A 16,819-nucleotide genomic window follows, 5' to 3' on the forward strand; every position below is an offset into this window, starting at 1 on the left:
CCTACGCGGCGCGGTTGCGAAACGACGGGCGCAGCGCCGCATAGAGCGCCTGAAAGCGGCCGTGCCGCGAGGCCAGCGCGTCTTGCGGCGGGCGGGACGGTTCGAAGCGCCGGCGCGTCTCGGGCCGCCGGCAGACCTCCGCTTCCGAGCCGCCATCGGCCAGCCATGCGAGCCGTGCAGCGCCCAAGGCGCCACCGGCTTCGCTGCCCTCGCAGAGCGCCAGCGGCACATCGAGCACGTCGGCCAGCAGCTGGGCCCACCAGGCGCTGCGCGCGCCGCCGCCGACCAGCACCAGCTCGCCGACGGGCCGGGCGAGCGTGTCCAGCCCGTCGCGCAGCCCGAAGCTCACGCCCTCGACCACCGCATAGGCGATTTGCGCCGGCCCGTGCGCGTGCGTCAGCCCGAACAGCACGCCCTGGGCCCCGGGGTCGTTGTGCGGCGAACGCTCGCCAGACAGGTAGGGCAGGAACAGCGGCGCGCCGTGGCGGCCATCGGCGTCGAGGGTCGCGGCGGCGGCGAGCAGCGCGGGCGCGTCGCCGAGCCCGAAGCAGCGCGCCGCCCAATCCACCGCGCTGGTGGCCGACAGCATCACCGCCATCTGGTGCCAGCGGCCCGGCAGCGCATGGCAGAACGCGTGCACGGCGCGTGCCGGGTCTGGCGCGAAACGCTCGCCGCTGACGAAGATGACGCCCGAGGTGCCGAGGGAGACGAAGCCCTGGCCGGCGCCGACCAGGCCCATGCCGACGGCGCTGGCCGCGTTGTCGCCGGCGCCGCCGGCGATCGGGATGCCGGCCGGCAAACCCCAGCGCGCCGCCGGTCCGGCCGCGAGATGGCCCGCCACCGCGCTGCCCTCGACCAATTCGGGCATCTGCCGGCGCGTCAGCCCGCAGCTGGCCAGCAGGCCGTCGGACCAGTCGCGCGCGCCGACGTCGAGCCACAGCGTGCCCGAGGCGTCCGACATGTCGCTGGCCCGCGCACCGCTCAGCATGAAGCGCAGCCAGTCCTTCGGCAACAGCACGCAGGCGGTGCGGGCGAACAGCTCCGGTTCGTGGGCGCGCATCCAGAGCAGCTTGGGCGCGGTGAAGCCCGGCATGGCGAGGTTGCCGGCGATGGCGGCCAGGCGAGGGACCCGGGCGGCCAATTCGTCGCACTCGGCGGCGCTGCGGCCATCGTTCCAGAGGATCGCCGGGCGCAGCACCTGGCCGTCGGCATCGAGCGCGACCGCCCCGTGCATCTGGCCCGACAGGCCGATGGCGCGCACCGCGGCCAACGCGCCGGCATCGGTCGCGCGCAGCGAAGCCATCGCGGCCTCGAGCGCGGCCCACCACTGCGCGGGCTCCTGCTCGGACCACAGCGGCGCCGGCCGGCTGACCGTCAGCGGGGCGCGTGCCAGGGCGACGATCCGGTGCTCGCGGTCCAGCAGCAGCGCCTTCAGCTCCGTGGTCCCGAGATCGAGCCCGAGGTACATGCGCAGCCCTATCCGGCGAGGCTGCCGAAGCGGCTGTCGCTCTGCCGGCGGAATTCGGTCGGCGTCATGCCCTTGATCTCGAGGAAGCGGCGGTTGAAGTTGGCGACGTTGTTGAAGCCGACCTGGTAGCAGATGTCGGTCACGTAGTGGTCGGTCTGCATCAGCAGGTGGCAGGCGCTGTTGATGCGCACCCGGTTGACGAAATCGGTGAAGCTGTTGCCGGTCGAGCGCTTGAAGAAGCGGCTGAAGCGGCTCTCGCTCATGCCGAGCTCGCCCGCGATGTCCGCCATCGCCACCGGCTCGGCGAGGTTCGAGGTGATGCGGTTGACGATGGCATTGACCTGGTCGACCTCGGTGTCGCCTTCGACACCCTGCATCTGCACGTTCGACAGCAGCCGGTAGTCGCTGCAGCGCGCCAGTTCGCACAGGTAGTCCAGGAACAGCGCCAGCCGGTGCAGGCCGCGGGCGGCCTTGATCGCGTCCCAGTGCGCCAGCGCGCGCTCCTCGAAGCCGAAGAACTCGATGCCGTGGCGGGCCCGCCCGAGCAGTTGCAGCGCCTCGCGCAACTCCGGGATCTCGGCCGCCGCGCGCTCGATCGGATCGTGGCGGAACTGGATCACGCGGTCGCGGCCGGTGGCGCCGCCCTCGGGGATGTCCAGCGAGATCCAGTTGTGCGGCAGGCGCGGCCCGCACAGCACCAGGTGGCCGGGGTGGAAGGGCCCGATCCAGTCGCCGACGAAGGCCCGGCCCGAGGTCTCGGTGATGAGGTGCAGTTCGTACTCTTCGTGGAAGTGCCAGCGCACCAGCGGGCTCGGGAAGCCGTGGGCCAGGCAGCGCACCAGGCCGGCGTCCTCGGGGGCCTCGTAGCCCAGCGAAGGCGAACGTGTGATGTCGCGCTCGAGTTCGGGTTTGCGATCGCGGGGCAGATGGCGTTGGCGCGGCGATGTCATGGCGTGGTCCTTTCCCCTGAACCTTCAGCTCATGACATTACCACCGTCGACATTGAGCGTCTGCGCCGTGATGTAGCGCGCCTCGTCGCTGGCCAGGAACACCGCCACGCCGGCGATGTCGGCCGGCGTTCCCATCCGGCCGAGCGGAACCTCGCGCCCGACCCGCTGCTTCTTTTCCCCCGGGCGCAGGCCTTCGTGCTTCGCGAACAGGGCGTCGACCTGGTTCCACATCGGCGTGTCCACCACGCCCGGCGCGATGGCGTTGACCCGGATGCCGTGCGGCGCCATCGCCAGCGCGGCGCTCTGCGTGTAGCTGATGACCGCCGCCTTGGTCGCGCAGTAGTGCGACACCAGCGCCTCGCCGCGGCGGCCGGCCTGCGAGGCCATGTTGATGACCGAGCCGCCCGCGACGCCGGCATCCACCATGTGCTGCAGCACGCGCTGCATCACGAAGAACATGCCCTTGACGTTGACCGCGAACAGGCGGTCGAAGGAGGCCGCGTCGCTCTCGAGCAGCGGCGCCATGTCGAACAGCGCCGCATTGTTGACCAGGGCGTGGATGTCGCCGTGCGCCGCCCGCGCCGCGTAGAGCATGCCGCCCACCGATGCGCTGTCGCTGACGTCCGCCGCCACGTAGGCGGCCGCGTCGGGGTGCCGGCGCCGCAACTGCGCCACGCCATCGGCCGGGGTGTCGGCACGGTCGGCCAGTGTGCAGACGGCGCCTTCGGCGAGGCAGGCCTCTGCGATCGCGAGCCCGATCCCGCCGCCGGCACCGGTGATCAGCACATGGCGCTGCGCCAGACGGCCGGTCATGGCCGTGCTCCGGCGATGAAGCGCTGCACCCGCAGGTCGGCGTCCCGCAGCGCATCGACCAGCCGGGCGTCGCCGGCGGCGTCGCCCCACAGGCCGCGGTCGGCGCCCAGCGCCGCCACCGGATCGGCGGCCGCGCAGATCGCATGGGCGAGCGCCTCGTCCATGCCCTGGTCTTGGTATGCGTAGGGCAGCGTGCCCTGGTGCCAGCGCTGCAGGAAGGCCAGGAACAGGGCCGGCAGCAGGGCGACGCTGGCGATGGGCTCGCCGCGCGACAGCCGCTCGCGCACGGTCGGCGCGATGAAGCCCGGGATCTTCGAGAAGCCGTCCATCGCCACCCGCTGGTTGGTGTCGCGGATCGCAGGATTGCCGAAGCGCTCGAGCACCACGTCGCGATAGGCCGGCAGGTCGACCGGGCTCGGCTGCCCCGGGCGGTCGAGGCAGGGGATGACATCGTCCGTGACGTAGTCGAAGGCCATGCGCCGGATCGTCGCGTCCTGCGTGCCTTCATGGATGTAGTTCAGCCCGGCCAGGGTGCCGGCCCAGGCGATGCAGCTGTGGCTGGCGTTGAGGATCCGGATCTTCGCCTCCTCGTAGGGCGAGACCGAATCGACCAGCTGCACGCCGACCTTTTCCCATGCGGGCCGGCCGTGGATGAAGCGGTCCTCGATCACCCACTGGATGAAGCTCTCGCCGGTGACCGGCGCGGCGTCGTCCCAGCCGGTGGCGGCGCGCACCCGCTGGTGCAGCTCGGGCGGCGGGCGCGGCGTGATCCGGTCGACCATCGCGTTCGGCGTGCTGGTGTGGGCGTGCGCCCAGGCCAGCAGATCGGTCTCGCCGGCGGCCTCGATGAACGCGCTCAAGCCGCGCTGGAAGCGATCGCCGTTGTGGCGCAGGTTGTCGCAGTTCAGCAGCGTCACCGGCCCGCCATCGGTGGCCCGGCGCGCGCGCAGGATGGCGCAGACCGCGCCGTAGATGGTGCTGCCGGCGAGCCCTTCGCGGGCCCGGTCGAGGTCGCGCGCCAGGTCGGGCGCCGCGACATCGAGCCGGTCGTGCGGGTCGAGGTAGTAGCCGGCCTCGGTCACGGTGAACGAGACGATCCGGGTGCGGGGATCGGCGCCGCGGGCGATCACCGCCGCCAGGCTCGGGTCGTAGGGCAGCACCTCGCGGATCGCCTCGATGCGCTGGTAGCGGTAGGCGCCGGCCGGCGACACCGTTTCCAGCGTGTAGCGGCCGTCTTGTGCGCGCAGGGCGGCTTCGACCTCGGCCATGTCAGGCCGCAGGTTGGCGCCGCTGATCGACCAGCGGGTGTCGCCGGCATCGATCAGCGCTTGCAGATACACCGCCTGGTGGGCCCGGTGGAAGGAGCCGAGCCCGAGGTGGAGCACCACCAAGTCGGCAGGGGCAGGGGAGTTCATGGCGCGAGCGGGTTCAGGCCGCGACCGTGCGGCCTTCGCGGTTGAAGAAATGAAGCACGGCAGGGTCCAGTTCGACGCTCACCGCGTCGCCGGCCTGCAAGTCGGTGCGCTCGTTCTGGCGCGCCACCAGCGGCACGCCGCCGACATCGATGTGGATCAGCGTGTCGGCGCCCAGTGCTTCGATCAGCTCGACGCGGGCCGGTGCGCCGATGCCTTGCCCCTGGTGCACGCGCAGCGCCTCCGGGCGCACGCCGAGAAAGCCGTCGGCCGGCAGCCGGCCGCCGGTCTGGGCCGAGAAGCTGGGGATCGCCTTGGCCTCGACCATGTTCATCGACGGCATGCCGATGAACTGGGCGACGAACTGGTTGGCCGGGCGGTCGTAGAGTTCCATCGGCGTGCCGACCTGCTCGATCAGGCCGTCGCGCAGCACCACCACGCGGTCGGCCAGCGTCATCGCCTCGACCTGGTCGTGCGTCACGTAGATGCTGGTGGCCCCGAGCGCGCGGTGCAGCTTGTGGATCTCGACCCGGGTGTTGCCGCGCAGCGCGGCGTCGAGGTTGGACAGCGGTTCGTCGAACAGGAACACCTTCGGCGCCCGCACGATCGCGCGGCCGATCGCCACCCGCTGGCGCTGGCCGCCCGACAGTTCCTTCGGCGTGCGGGCCAGGTACTGCGTGAGGTTGAGCGTCTTCGCCGCGTAGTCCACCTTGCTCTTGATCACGTCCTTCGACACCCCCGCGAGCTTGAGCGCGAAGGACATGTTGTCGAACACGCTCATGTGCGGATAGAGCGCATAGCTCTGGAACACCATCGCCAGGTCGCGCTTGCCCGAGGGCGTTTGCGTGATGTCCTTGCCGTCGAGCAGGAGCCGGCCGCTGGTGATCGATTCGAGCCCCGCGATCAGCCGCAGCAAGGTCGACTTGCCGCAGCCCGAGGGGCCGACGAAGACGATGAACTCGCCCTTGTCGATCTCCAGGTTCACGCCCTTGATCACGTGCGTGTCGCCGAAGCTCTTCTGGATGTTGTCGAGTTGGAGGTAGGCCATGTGGGTGTACTCTCTGAAGTTCGTTACTTGACCGCACCGAAGGTGAGGCCCTGCACCAGTTGCTTCTGGCTGAACCAGCCGAAGACCACGATCGGCGCGATCGCCATCACCGAGGCGGCCGACAGCTTGGCCCAGAAGAGGCCTTCGGGGCTCGAGTACGAGGCGATCATGGTCGCCAGCGTGCCGGCCTTCGCGGAGCTGAGGTTGAGCGCCCAGAAGGCCTCGTTCCAGCTCAGGATCAGGCACAGCAGGCCGGTAGAGGCGAGCCCGCCGATCGACAGTGGCAGCACCACGTGCCGGAACTCGGTCCACAGGTTCGCGCCGTCCATGCGCGCGGCCTCGAGGATCTCGGGCGGGATGTCCTTGTAGCTCGTGTAGAGCATCCACACCATGATCGGCAGGTTCGACAGCGTGAAGACCACGGTGAGCGCCGTGCGCGTGTCGAGCAGGCCGGCGGTCTGCGCGATCACGTAGATCGGCACCAGTGCGCCGACCGCCGGCATCATCTTGGTGGAGAGCATCCACATCAGGATGTCGCGCGTGCGCTTCGTGCGGAAGAAGGCCATCGAGTACGCGGCTGGTGCTGCGATCGCGAGGCCGATGATCGTGGAGCCGATGCTCGTGATCAGCGAGTTCCGCGCGAACAGCAGATAGTCGCTCCGGCGCTGCACCTCGGTGAAGTTCTCCAGCGTCGGCTCGAAGAAGAAGAGCGGCGGCACGTGGATCGCCTGCAGTTCGGTCTTGAACGAGGTCAGCACCAGCCAGCCGAGCGGAAAGAACAGCAGCAGGGTGACGATCCACGCGCCGACGGCGCGAAGGATCAGGGGGAGTCGGCGTTCGTCCATGGCGTTCGTCCCTTCAGTCGAGGTTCTTGCCGATGATGCGGATCAGGAAGGCCGCCACGATGTTGGCCAGCACCACCGCGAACAGCGCGCCCGCCGATGCGACACCGACGTCGAAGTTCATCAGCGACTGCTTGAAGATCATGTACGTGAGGTTCGTGCTCTCGTTGCCGGGGCCGCCGGCGGTCGTGATCGCGATTTCGGCGAACACGGAGAGCAGGAAGATCATCTCGATCATGATCACCACCGCCATCGGCCGTCCGAGGTGCGGCAGCGTGAGGTAGCCGAAGCGCTGGACGGCAGTCGCGCCGTCCATGCGCGCGGCCTCCATCTGCTCGCGGTCGAGCGATTGCAGCGAGGTGATGAAGATCAGGCAGGCGAAGGGCAGCCACTGCCACGCGACCATGATGATCACGGAGAACAGCGGCAGGTCCGTGAGCCAGTCGACCGGCTCGGCCCCGAAGGCCCGCCAGAGGTCGGCCAGCACGCCATAGATCGGGTTCATCATCATGTGCTTCCACAGCAGCGCGTTCACCGTGGGCATCACGAAGAAGGGCGAGATCAGCAGCACGCGCACGATGCCGCGGCCCGGGAAGGGCTCGTTCACCAGCAGCGCCAGCCCCACGCCCAGCACCACCGTGATGACGATCACGCTGCCGATCAGCACCAGCGTGTTCCACACGGCGGGCCAGAAGTCCGGGTCGGTGACGAAGTAGTGGAAGTTCTCGATCCCGTTGAACGTGCGCTCGCCGGGCTGCATCAGGTTGTAGTTGACGAACGAGAAGTAGATCGACATCAACAGCGGCGCCAGCATCCAGAGGACCAGGACCGCCACGGCCGGCGCCATCAATGCGCGGGGAAGCAGGCGGCTCGCGGCGGCCTCCTTTCGAGCGGACCGGGCGCCGCCGTGGAGCCAGCCTTGCGGGTCCGCCGGCGGGGTCTCCGGGACGGGAGTTGGGAGATGCGACACGGCGAAATGTCCGGTGTCGGGCTACTTGTAGTACCCGGCCTTCTTCATCTCGCGCTCGGCAGTGGTCTGCGAGGTCTTCAAGGCCTGGTCGACCGTCACCTTGCCCGAGAGCGCCGCGCTCATCTGCTGGCCCACGGCCACGCCGATGGCCTGGAATTCCGGAATGGCCGCGTACTGCACGCCGACGTACGGCGACTTGGGCAGCGTGCTGTCGTTCGGGTTCGCGGTGTCGATGGCCTTCTTCTCGGCCTCGGCGAAGCGCGCGGCCTTGACGAACTCCGGCGTGGCATAGGTCGACTTGCGCGTGCCCGTTGGCACCGAGCCCCAGCCTTCTTCCTTCGCGACCAGCTTGATGTAGTCCTTCGAGGTCGCCCACTTGATGAAAGTCTGCGCCGCGTCGACCTTCTGCGAGCCGGCCGGAATCGCGAGCGCCCAGGCCCACAGCCAGTTGGCGCCCTTCGGCGTGACCGCGGTCGGGGCCTGCGCGAACGCCACCTTGTCGGCCACCTTCGACTGCTTGGGATCGCTCACGAACGAGGCCGCGATGGTGGCATCGACCCACATCCCGCACTTGCCTTCGTTGAACAGCGCCAGGTTCTCGTTGAAGCTGTTCGCCGACGCGCCGGGCGGGCCGTAGGCCTTCATGAGGTCGACGTAGAAGCTGATCGCGTCATGCCAGGGCTTGGTGTCGATCTGCGGCTTCCAGCTGGTGTCGAACCACTGGCCGCCGTTGGTGTTGACCATGGTCGTGAGGAGCGCCATGTTGTCGCCCCAGCCCGGCTTGCCGCGCAGGCAGATGCCGTAGACACCGGCCTTCGGGTCGTGGATCTTGCCCGCGAGCTCCTTCACCTGCACCCAGGTCGGCTGGTCGGGCATCTTGAAGCCGACCTTGTCCGCGAGGTCCTTGCGGTACATGAGCATCGAGCTTTCGCCGTAGAAGGGCGCGGCGTAGAGCTTGCCGTCGGCCGAGAGGCCGTTGCGCATCGCCGGCAGCAGGTCGTCGACGTCATACGCCGCGTCGGTCGCGATCGGGTTGAGCCAGCCCTTCTTGGCCCAGATCGGCGTCTCGTACATGCCGATGGTCATGACGTCGAACTGGCCGCCCTTGGTGGCGATGTCGGTCGTCACGCGCTGGCGCAGCGTGCCTTCTTCCAGCGTGACCCACTTGAGCTTGATGTCGGGGTTGGCCTGCTCGAAGAACTTGCCGAGCTTCTGCATCTCGATCATGTGGCCGTTGTTCACGGTCGCGATCACGAGCTCGGTTGCGGCATGGGCCAAGCCCGCACCGGCCATTGCGAGCGCCAGGCCCGCCTTCAGAAAACGCTTCATGAATGTCTCCTTGTGATCGACGACGCGGGTCGCCGTGCGCCGATTGTGGAGACGCGAATTTCCGGGTTTGGTACTTCCTTTGCCCCGGCTGATACTTGGATGCACCGATCATCTCGGTGTCATCCCTAATCCCGCAACCAGGGATGTGCAGGGGGACTTGCTTTGGCGGGCTCAGGCGGTCTGCAGCAGCGCTTCGCGGTCGCCCAGCCGGCTGCTCCAGGCGGCCAGGGCCAGGGCGCCGAGCGAGATGGCCGCGCCGGCCCAGGGCAGGCCGGCCAGCGGCGCGCCCGCGGCCAGCATGCCGCTGCCGATCCAGGCGCCGGCGGCGTTGCCGAGATTGAACGCGCCCTGGTTCAGGGTCGAGGCGAGGTTCGGCGCCGCGCTCGCCTGCTGCACGATCAGCGTCTGCAGCAAGGGCACCAGTGCGAACGAGAGCGTGGTCCACAGCAGCATCAGCAGCACCGTCGGCGCCTTCAGCGGCAGCGCGAAATGCAGCAGCCCCAGCACCAACGCGTTGAGCCCCAGCACCCCCAGCATCGAGGGCACCAGCCGCCGGTCGCCGAGGCGGCCGCCGATGGTGCTGCCGATCGTCAGCCCGACGCCCAGCAGCAGCAGGACCGGTGCCACGGCCGCGTTCGAGAAGCCGCTGACCTGAGTCAGCAGCGGCGCGATGAAGGTGAAGACGCAGAACAGGCTGGCCGAGGTCAGGGCGCTGGTGGCGAGCGCGAGCAGCACGCGACGGTCGGCCAGCACGCTGAATTCGCGGAGGATATTGCCCCGCTGCATCTCGATCTGCCGCGGCAGCAACGCGACCAGGGCGGCGACGGCGCCCAGCGCAATCACCACGATCGCGGCGAAGGTCATCCGCCATCCGAAGTGCTCGCCGATGATCCGGCCCATCGGCACGCCGAGCACGTTGGCCAGCGTGAGGCCGGTGAACATCAGCGCGATCGCCTGCGAGCGGCGGTTGGGCGGCACCAGTCCTGCGGCGACCACCGATCCGATGCCGAAGAAGGTGCCATGGGCCAGGGCGGTGATGACCCGGGCGGCCATCAGCAGTCCGTAGTCCGGTGCCAGCGCGCACAGCAGGTTGCCCAGCACGAACAGGCAGGCCAGCGCGACCAGCGTGGCCTTGCGCGGCAGCCGTGCCGTCGCCACTGCGAACACCGGCGCTCCGACCACCACGCCCATCGCATAGCCGGTCACCAGCAGGCCGGCCTGCGATAGCGTGACGCCGAGGTCCAGGGCCATGTCGGGCAGCAGGCCCATCACCACGAACTCGCTGGTGCCGATGGCGAAGGCGGCGGCGGCGAGGGCGAGCAGGGCCACGGGCATGCGCGGCGACGCGCGCTGCGAGGAAGGAGCTGTCATCAGGGGGGGGTCGAGGGTTAACCCTTATTATCTCGAAGCGCTGCCGCGGGCGGCGGCGAAAGGGCTTTCCGCCTGAATTCGGTGCCGTAATACAATAGGCCGACCCCCCCGAAGCCGGCGCCCAGGGCGCACAGCGCGCCCCATCCGTGGAAGGTGTAGACCGCCGCCGCCAGCGCCGAAGCCACCGCGGCGCAGAGGAAGATGAAGGTCAGGAACAGCCCGTTGAGCCGGCCTCGCAGTTCCGGCGCCATGATGTAGAGGCTGCGCAGACTCAGCACGTTGCACAGCTGGACCGCGCCGTCGAGCAGCACCGCGGCAGCCACCAGCGCCGCCATCGAATGAAAGCGGAAGCCGAGCGCGGCAACACCGAACGAGAGCAGGGCGACGCCGATGGCCGCGCCCGTGGCGGGTTGCGTGTGTCCCCGGTCGGCCAGCCGGCCGGCCCAGGGGGCGACCAGCGCACCGGCCGCTCCGGCCAGCGCGAACAAGGCGATGCCGCCCTGGCCGAGGCCGAACTCGTGCGCCAGCGCCAGCGGCACGGCGGTCCAGAAGGCCTGGAAAGCCGAGAAGAGCAATCCTTGGTAGAGCGCTCGCCGGCGCAGCAGGGGTGTGCGCCGGACGATGCCCGGCAGCGAGGCGAGGGTGCGGGCATATCCGATCGAGCCATGGGGATGGCGCCGGGGCAGGGCCCGCCAGAGCACCCCGGCCAGCACGGCCATCAGCAGCGCCGAGACCGCGAACACCGCCCGCCAGCCGAAGGCCGAGGCCACCAGGCTGGAGAACGGGCGGGCCAGCATGATTCCGGCCAGCAGCCCGGCCATGATGTTGCCGACCACCTTGCCCCGTGTCGCGTCGGCCACCAGGTGCGAGGCCAGGGGCACCAGCACCTGGGCCGCGACGGCGCAGGTGCCGACCAGGAAGGAGGCCGCCAGAAAGGCGACGGCCGAGTTCGACAAGGCGATCCCGACCAGGCCCACGACCGCGCCGGCCATCGCGGCCAGGATCAGCCGGCGGTTTTCCACCACGTCGGCCAGCGGCACCAGGAAGAGCAGCCCGGCGCCGTAGCCGAGCTGGGTCAGCGTCATGATCAGCCCGGCCAGGCCGGCGTGCATCTGCAGCGTGGCCGCGATGGGGCCGATCAGCGGCTGGGCGAAGTAGATGTTGGCGACGCACAGCCCGCAGGCCACCGCGAACAGCAGCGTGAGTCCGGTCGAGAGCGCGGCAGGCGCGGCGGGAGCCTGCGGCCCGGCATGGCCGGGGGCTGGGTGAGAGGGCACGGGGGAGGGGAAGGTGAAGGGTTAACCCTGGATTCGCACCATAGCATTTCCGCCGAAGGCCTGCAGGCGGGCGCTTCGAGCGCGCGGCATAGAGCGAATGGCGCATGGATTCCGCATCCGCGGCGGACCAGACTGACCGCCGGGCATCTCCGAGAAAAGGACGCAGCATGGCGAAGAACATCGTTTTTTGTGCCGACGGCACCTGGAAGGGCCTGGGCCATTCCCAGGGCGATGGCGACGAGCTGCAGGCCGACGCCACCAACGTGCTGCGACTGTTCGCGGCCCTCGCCGGCGCGGTCACGCCCGACTCGCTGCGCAAGCAGGACGAACAGGAAAAAGTCGCGCTCGGTCCCGACGGCGGCGCCACCCAGGTCGCCAAGTACCTGCATGGCGTGGGCGATTCGGGCAATGCGATCCGCAAGATCCTGGGGGGCGTCTTCGGCGAGGGCTTCATCGAGCGGATCGTGCGCGGCTACACCTTCGTGTCCCGCAACTACCAGCCCGGCGACCGCATCTACCTGGCCGGCTTCAGCCGCGGAGCCTACACGGTGCGCGCCCTGGGCGGCATGATCGCCGCGATGGGCCTGCTGCCGCCGGACGCGATGCGCGCGGACGACGGCAGCTACGACGCCGCCAAGGCCTATGGCCTCGGCATCCATGTCTGGGCCGAGTACCGGCGGCGGGCGGGCAAGGCGAGCACCCTGCTGGGCTACCTGGAGGAATTCAAGTCGCGCCGCATCGACCCGGCGCGGCTGGTGCAGGGTGTCGGCATCGAGGCCATCGGCGTCTGGGACACGGTCGGCTCGCTGGGCGTGCCGCTGTACGACCCGGCCGACGCGAAGAAGATCGACGTCTTCGAGTTCGCCGACCGGGCGTTGTCGCCGAAGGTGCGCAGCGGCTTCCATGCCATCGCCATCGACGAGCAGCGGGGCGACTTCGAACCGACCCTGTGGGACGCCAGGGACGGCGTCCACCAGCGCTGGTTCTGCGGTGCGCACGCGGATGTCGGCGGCGGCTACCCGACGCAGGACCTGTCGGGCTTCGCGCTCGACTGGATGATCGGCCACTTCAGGGACGGCGGCGTGGCGATCTCGCCGCAGTACCAGGCGGTGAAAGCCGGCAACTTCGGGCCGGTCCATACACCGTACAAGGACCCGCCCTTCGCCCTGCTGCCTCACGGGCCGCGGAAGATCCCGCAGGATGCGCTGTTCCATCCGAGCGTGCAGGTCTACCTGGACGGTTTCGCGGGCTACCAGCCGCAGGGACTGGCGGCGCTGTTGCAGGGGCGCCGGCTGGATCCGGGCCTGCTGCGGGCTTAGGGTGGCAAAATTCGGCACTCCGTCCGCCGCCCAGGGCGAGCCAAGTCCCACTTCGAATCCGGAACGCCTCCTTGACTGCACCGAAGATCCTGTCCGTCGCTCCGATGATGGATTGGACCGACCGCCACTGCCGCTACTTCCATCGCCTGCTGACCCGCCGCGCCTTGCTCTACACCGAGATGGTGACCACCGGCGCGCTGATCCATGGCGACGTGCCGCGCCACCTGCGCTTCAACGCCGAGGAGCACCCGGTGGCGCTGCAGCTTGGCGGCAGCGAGCCCGCCGACCTCGCCCACTGCGCGAAGCTGGGCGAGGCCTGGGGCTACGACGAGATCAACATCAACTGCGGCTGCCCGAGCGAGCGGGTGCAGCGCGGCGCCTTCGGGGCCTGCCTCATGAACGAGCCGCAGCTGGTGGCCGACTGCGTGAAGGCGATGGTCGACGTGGTCGACGTCCCGGTCACGGTCAAGCACCGCATCGGCATCGACAAGATCGAGAGCTATGAATTCGTGCGCGACTTCGTCGGCCGGGTCAGCGAGGCCGGTTGCAGCACCTTCATCGTCCATGCCCGCAACGCCTGGCTCAAGGGCCTGTCGCCGAAACAGAACCGCGAGGTGCCGCCGCTGCGCTACGAGCTGGTGCACCGGCTCAAGCACGACTTCCCGACGCTCGCCTTCTCGATCAACGGCGGCTTCGCCGACACGGCGCAGATGCAGGCCCATCTGCGCCTGCTCGACGGCGTGATGATCGGCCGCGAGGCCTACCACAACCCCTGGAGCCTGTCCGAGTGGGATGCGGTGTTCTACGGCGAGCCGCCCTCGACGCTGACGCGCGAAGCGGTCGAGCTGCAGATGTGCGACTACATGGCCCGCGAGGCCGCCGAGCATGGCACGCCCTGGTCCAATATCGCGCGCCACATGCTCGGCCTGCGCAACGGCCTGGCAGGCGCTCGCCGCTGGCGCCAGGTGTGGAGCGACCACAAGCTCAAGACGCTGCCGCCGCACGAAGTGATGGACATCGCGCACGAAACGGTCGCCGCCGCCCAGTGACCTCCGGCCGGCGAAGCCCGGCCGCGTTCGACGAACTCAATTCGCCGCCTGCAGTCCGTTGCGGAAGTGCTCCTGCGTCCGGGCCATCGCGGCGTCCGGGTCGCGCGCCGTGATCGCCGCCATGATCGCCCGGTGCTCGTTCAGCGACTCGTCGATCCGCCCCGCCTTCAGCAGCGAGTTGTGCCGGTTCAGCTTCATCACCTTGCGCAGGTCGGCCACCATCTGGTCGCGCCAGCGGTTGTTGGCGATCGCCAGCAGCCGCATGTGAAAGCGCTCGTTCAGCGCAAAGAAATGCTCGCGGTCGACATGCCCGGGCTTGGCGGCCGCCTCGAGTTCGGCGTGCAGCCGCTCGAGCTCGGCCAGCTCGGCCTCGCTGGCGTGCCCGGCCACGACGCCGGCCGCATCGCTCTCGAGCAGGCTCAGCAGGTGGTAGACGTCCGCCAGGTCCTTTTCCGATACCTCGGTGACGTAGGCGCCGCGCCGCACCTTCATCGTCACCAGCCCCTCGGCGGCCAGCACTTTCAGCGCCTCGCGGAGCGGCGTCCGGCTGATTCCGTATTCCTCGGCCAGCCGGAGTTCGTCGATCCAGCTCCCGGGTTCGAGCTCGCGGCTGAAGATGCGCTGGCGCAGCAGCTCTGCCACTTCTTCATAGAGGGCGCGCGGGGTGAGGGTGACGGCGGACATGCCTGAAATGTACCGCAAACCGGCGACTTGAATTAATAATTATGAATAAGGTACACTCGCTGGCGTTGCGCTGCGACTGCGCAGACACTCGTCCCCGAACCTTTGCATGACCTCCTAAGCGGCGCCCATGAGCAAATCCGACTACACCTTCTCGCCTGCGACCCTCGAAGCCTGGACCAAGGCGGCCGCCAAGTCCGCCCCCGGCGGCAACCTCGAAGCGCTCAACTGGGTCACGCCGGACGGCATCACGGTCAAGCCGCTCTACACCGCGGCCGATCTCCAGGGCCTCCGGTACACCGACACCTTGCCCGGCTTCGAGCCCTACCTGCGCGGCCCCCAGGCCACCATGTACGCGGTGCGGCCATGGACCATCCGCCAATACGCCGGCTTCTCGACCGCCGAGGAATCGAACGCCTTCTACCGCAAGGCCTTGGCGGCAGGCGGGCAGGGCGTATCGGTCGCCTTCGACCTCGCCACCCACCGCGGCTACGACAGCGACCATCCGCGGGTGACGGGCGACGTCGGCAAGGCCGGCGTGGCGATCGACTCGGTCGAGGACATGAAGATCCTGTTCGACCAGATCCCGCTCGACAAGGTCAGCGTCTCGATGACCATGAACGGCGCGGTGCTGCCGGTGCTGGCGGGCTATGTGGTCGCGGCCGAAGAGCAGGGCGTGGCCCAGGACCAGCTGAGCGGAACCATCCAGAACGACATCCTCAAGGAGTTCATGGTCCGCAACACCTACATCTTTCCGCCGGCGCCGAGCATGCGGATCATTGGCGACATCATCGAGTACACGGCGCAGAAGATGCCGAAGTTCAACTCGATCTCGATCAGTGGCTACCACATGCAGGAGGCCGGCGCCAACCAGGCGCTCGAACTGGCCTTCACCCTGGCCGACGGCAAGGAATACGTGAAGACCGCGCTGGCCAAGGGCCTGGACGTCGACGGCTTCGCGGGCCGGCTCAGCTTCTTCTGGGCCATCGGCATGAACTTCTACCTTGAAGTCGCCAAGATGCGCGCGGCGCGCCTGCTGTGGTGCCGGATCATGAAGGAGTTCGAGCCGAAGAACCCCAAGAGCCTGATGCTGCGCACGCACTGCCAGACCTCCGGCTGGTCGCTGACCGAGCAGGACCCCTACAACAACGTGGTGCGCACCACCATCGAGGCCATGGCCGCGGTCTTCGGCGGCACCCAGAGCCTGCACACCAACGCACTCGACGAGGCGATCGCGCTGCCGACCGAGTTCAGCTCGCGCATCGCGCGCAACACCCAGCTCATCATCCAGGAAGAGACCCACATCACCAGCGTGATCGACCCCTGGGCCGGCAGCTACATGATGGAAAAGCTGACGCAGGACATGGCCGATGCGGCCTGGGCGATCATCGAGGAAGTCGAGGCCATGGGCGGCATGACCAAGGCCGTCGACAGCGGCTGGGCCAAGCTCAAGATCGAGGCCGCGGCGGCCGACAAGCAGGCGCGCATCGATTCGGGCCGCGACGTCATCGTCGGCGTCAACAAGTACAAGCTCAAGACCGAAGACACCCACGACATCCTGCAGATCGACAACGTCAAGGTACGCGATGGCCAGATCGCCAAGCTCAAGGCCATCCGCGAGCAGCGCGACAGCGCCGCCGTGCAGGCCGCCCTCGACGCGCTCACCGCCGCCGCGGAAAGCGGCGAGGGCAACCTGCTCGAACTGAGCATCAATGCGGTGCGCCTGCGCGCCACCGTCGGCGAGATCAGCGACGCGCTCGAGAAGATCTACGGCCGTCACCGCGCCGACACGCAGAAAGTCACCGGCGTCTATGCCGCCGCCTACGACTCGGCCGAAGGCTGGGAGGCGCTGCAGCACGAGATCGCGGCGTTCGCCGAGGAACAGGGCCGGCGCCCGCGCGTGATGATCTCCAAGCTCGGCCAGGACGGCCACGACCGCGGCGCCAAGGTCGTCGCCACCGCCTTCGCCGACCTGGGCTTCGACGTCGACATGGGCCCGCTGTTCCAGACCCCCGAGGAATGCGCGCGCCAGGCGATCGAGAACGACGTCCATGCCGTGGGCGTCAGCACCCTCGCCGCCGGCCACAAGACACTGGTGCCGGCGATCATCGCCGAGCTCAGGAAGCAGGGCGCCGACGACATCATCGTCTTCGTCGGCGGCGTGATTCCGCGCCAGGACTACGACTTTCTCTACGAGGCCGGCGTCAAGGGCATCTACGGTCCCGGCACGCCGATCCCGGCGAGCGCCAAGGACGTGCTCGAGCAGATTCGCGCGGCGGTTGCAGCCTGA

14 protein-coding genes are annotated in these 16,819 nt (G+C 69.0%); 3 read left to right on the plus strand and 11 right to left on the minus strand.

From position 1 onward, the window contains the following. Nucleotide 1: 1 nt before the first annotated feature. The 10 genes from xylB to QTI17_RS10390 all read right to left on the minus strand — a co-directional run bounded on the left by xylB (nucleotide 2) and on the right by QTI17_RS10390 (nucleotide 11,480). On the minus strand, nucleotides 2–1,468 hold the full coding sequence (xylB, locus tag QTI17_RS10345; RefSeq protein ID WP_286532914.1) for a xylulokinase: 1,467 nt from the start codon (nucleotides 1,466–1,468) through the stop codon (nucleotides 2–4). Nucleotides 1,469–1,476: 8 nt separating this feature from the next. Continuing rightward, entirely contained in the window at nucleotides 1,477–2,418 is a 942-nt protein-coding gene (locus QTI17_RS10350; RefSeq protein WP_286532915.1) for an AraC family transcriptional regulator, read from the minus strand. 24 nt (nucleotides 2,419–2,442) lie between these two features. Then, nucleotides 2,443–3,231, minus strand: a complete 789-nt coding sequence (locus QTI17_RS10355) for an L-iditol 2-dehydrogenase (RefSeq protein WP_286532917.1) — start codon at nucleotides 3,229–3,231, stop codon at nucleotides 2,443–2,445. Then, nucleotides 3,228–4,646 (minus strand): D-arabinitol 4-dehydrogenase, encoded by a 1,419-nt coding sequence (gene dalD, locus QTI17_RS10360; protein ID WP_286532919.1) that lies wholly within the window; start codon nucleotides 4,644–4,646, stop codon nucleotides 3,228–3,230. The genes QTI17_RS10355 and dalD overlap by 4 nt, the downstream gene beginning before the upstream one ends. Before the next feature lie 13 nt (nucleotides 4,647–4,659). Beyond that, a complete protein-coding gene (locus tag QTI17_RS10365; protein ID WP_286532923.1) occupies nucleotides 4,660–5,691 on the minus strand; it encodes an ABC transporter ATP-binding protein in 1,032 nt (343 codons plus the stop codon). Nucleotides 5,692–5,714: 23 nt separating this feature from the next. Beyond that, the gene (locus QTI17_RS10370) at nucleotides 5,715–6,536 is read right to left on the minus strand and encodes a carbohydrate ABC transporter permease (protein WP_286532926.1); all 822 of its coding nucleotides are present in this window, start codon (nucleotides 6,534–6,536) and stop codon (nucleotides 5,715–5,717) included. 13 nt (nucleotides 6,537–6,549) lie between these two features. Further along, nucleotides 6,550–7,503, minus strand: coding sequence for a carbohydrate ABC transporter permease (locus QTI17_RS10375; protein WP_478139984.1), 954 nt, complete (start codon nucleotides 7,501–7,503; stop codon nucleotides 6,550–6,552). 21 nt (nucleotides 7,504–7,524) lie between these two features. Further along, nucleotides 7,525–8,832, minus strand: a complete 1,308-nt coding sequence (locus QTI17_RS10380) for an ABC transporter substrate-binding protein (protein ID WP_286532929.1) — start codon at nucleotides 8,830–8,832, stop codon at nucleotides 7,525–7,527. A 171-nt stretch (nucleotides 8,833–9,003) separates the two neighbouring features. Beyond that, on the minus strand, nucleotides 9,004–10,167 hold the full coding sequence (locus tag QTI17_RS10385; protein WP_286533115.1) for an MFS transporter: 1,164 nt from the start codon (nucleotides 10,165–10,167) through the stop codon (nucleotides 9,004–9,006). 53 nt (nucleotides 10,168–10,220) lie between these two features. Beyond that, complete coding sequence (locus QTI17_RS10390) at nucleotides 10,221–11,480, minus strand: MFS transporter (protein ID WP_286532931.1); 1,260 nt, start codon at nucleotides 11,478–11,480, stop codon at nucleotides 10,221–10,223. Between the two features lie 167 nt (nucleotides 11,481–11,647). Between QTI17_RS10390 and QTI17_RS10395 the strand changes: the two genes are divergently transcribed. Then, entirely contained in the window at nucleotides 11,648–12,799 is a 1,152-nt protein-coding gene (locus tag QTI17_RS10395) for a T6SS phospholipase effector Tle1-like catalytic domain-containing protein (RefSeq protein WP_286532934.1), read from the plus strand. Nucleotides 12,800–12,870: 71 nt separating this feature from the next. Then, nucleotides 12,871–13,848, plus strand: coding sequence for a tRNA dihydrouridine(20/20a) synthase DusA (dusA, locus tag QTI17_RS10400; protein ID WP_353506699.1), 978 nt, complete (start codon nucleotides 12,871–12,873; stop codon nucleotides 13,846–13,848). Between the two features lie 36 nt (nucleotides 13,849–13,884). On the opposite strand, the gene QTI17_RS10405 is transcribed toward dusA, so the two are convergent. Continuing rightward, nucleotides 13,885–14,532, minus strand: a complete 648-nt coding sequence (locus tag QTI17_RS10405; RefSeq protein WP_286532937.1) for a GntR family transcriptional regulator — start codon at nucleotides 14,530–14,532, stop codon at nucleotides 13,885–13,887. A gap of 127 nt (nucleotides 14,533–14,659) precedes the next feature. Between QTI17_RS10405 and scpA the strand changes: the two genes are divergently transcribed. Beyond that, nucleotides 14,660–16,819 (plus strand): methylmalonyl-CoA mutase, encoded by a 2,160-nt coding sequence (scpA, locus tag QTI17_RS10410; protein WP_286532939.1) that lies wholly within the window; start codon nucleotides 14,660–14,662, stop codon nucleotides 16,817–16,819.

It is taken from the genome of Variovorax sp. J31P179, from assembly GCF_030316985.1.
Lineage (GTDB): Bacteria > Pseudomonadota > Gammaproteobacteria > Burkholderiales > Burkholderiaceae_C > Variovorax > Variovorax ginsengisoli_B.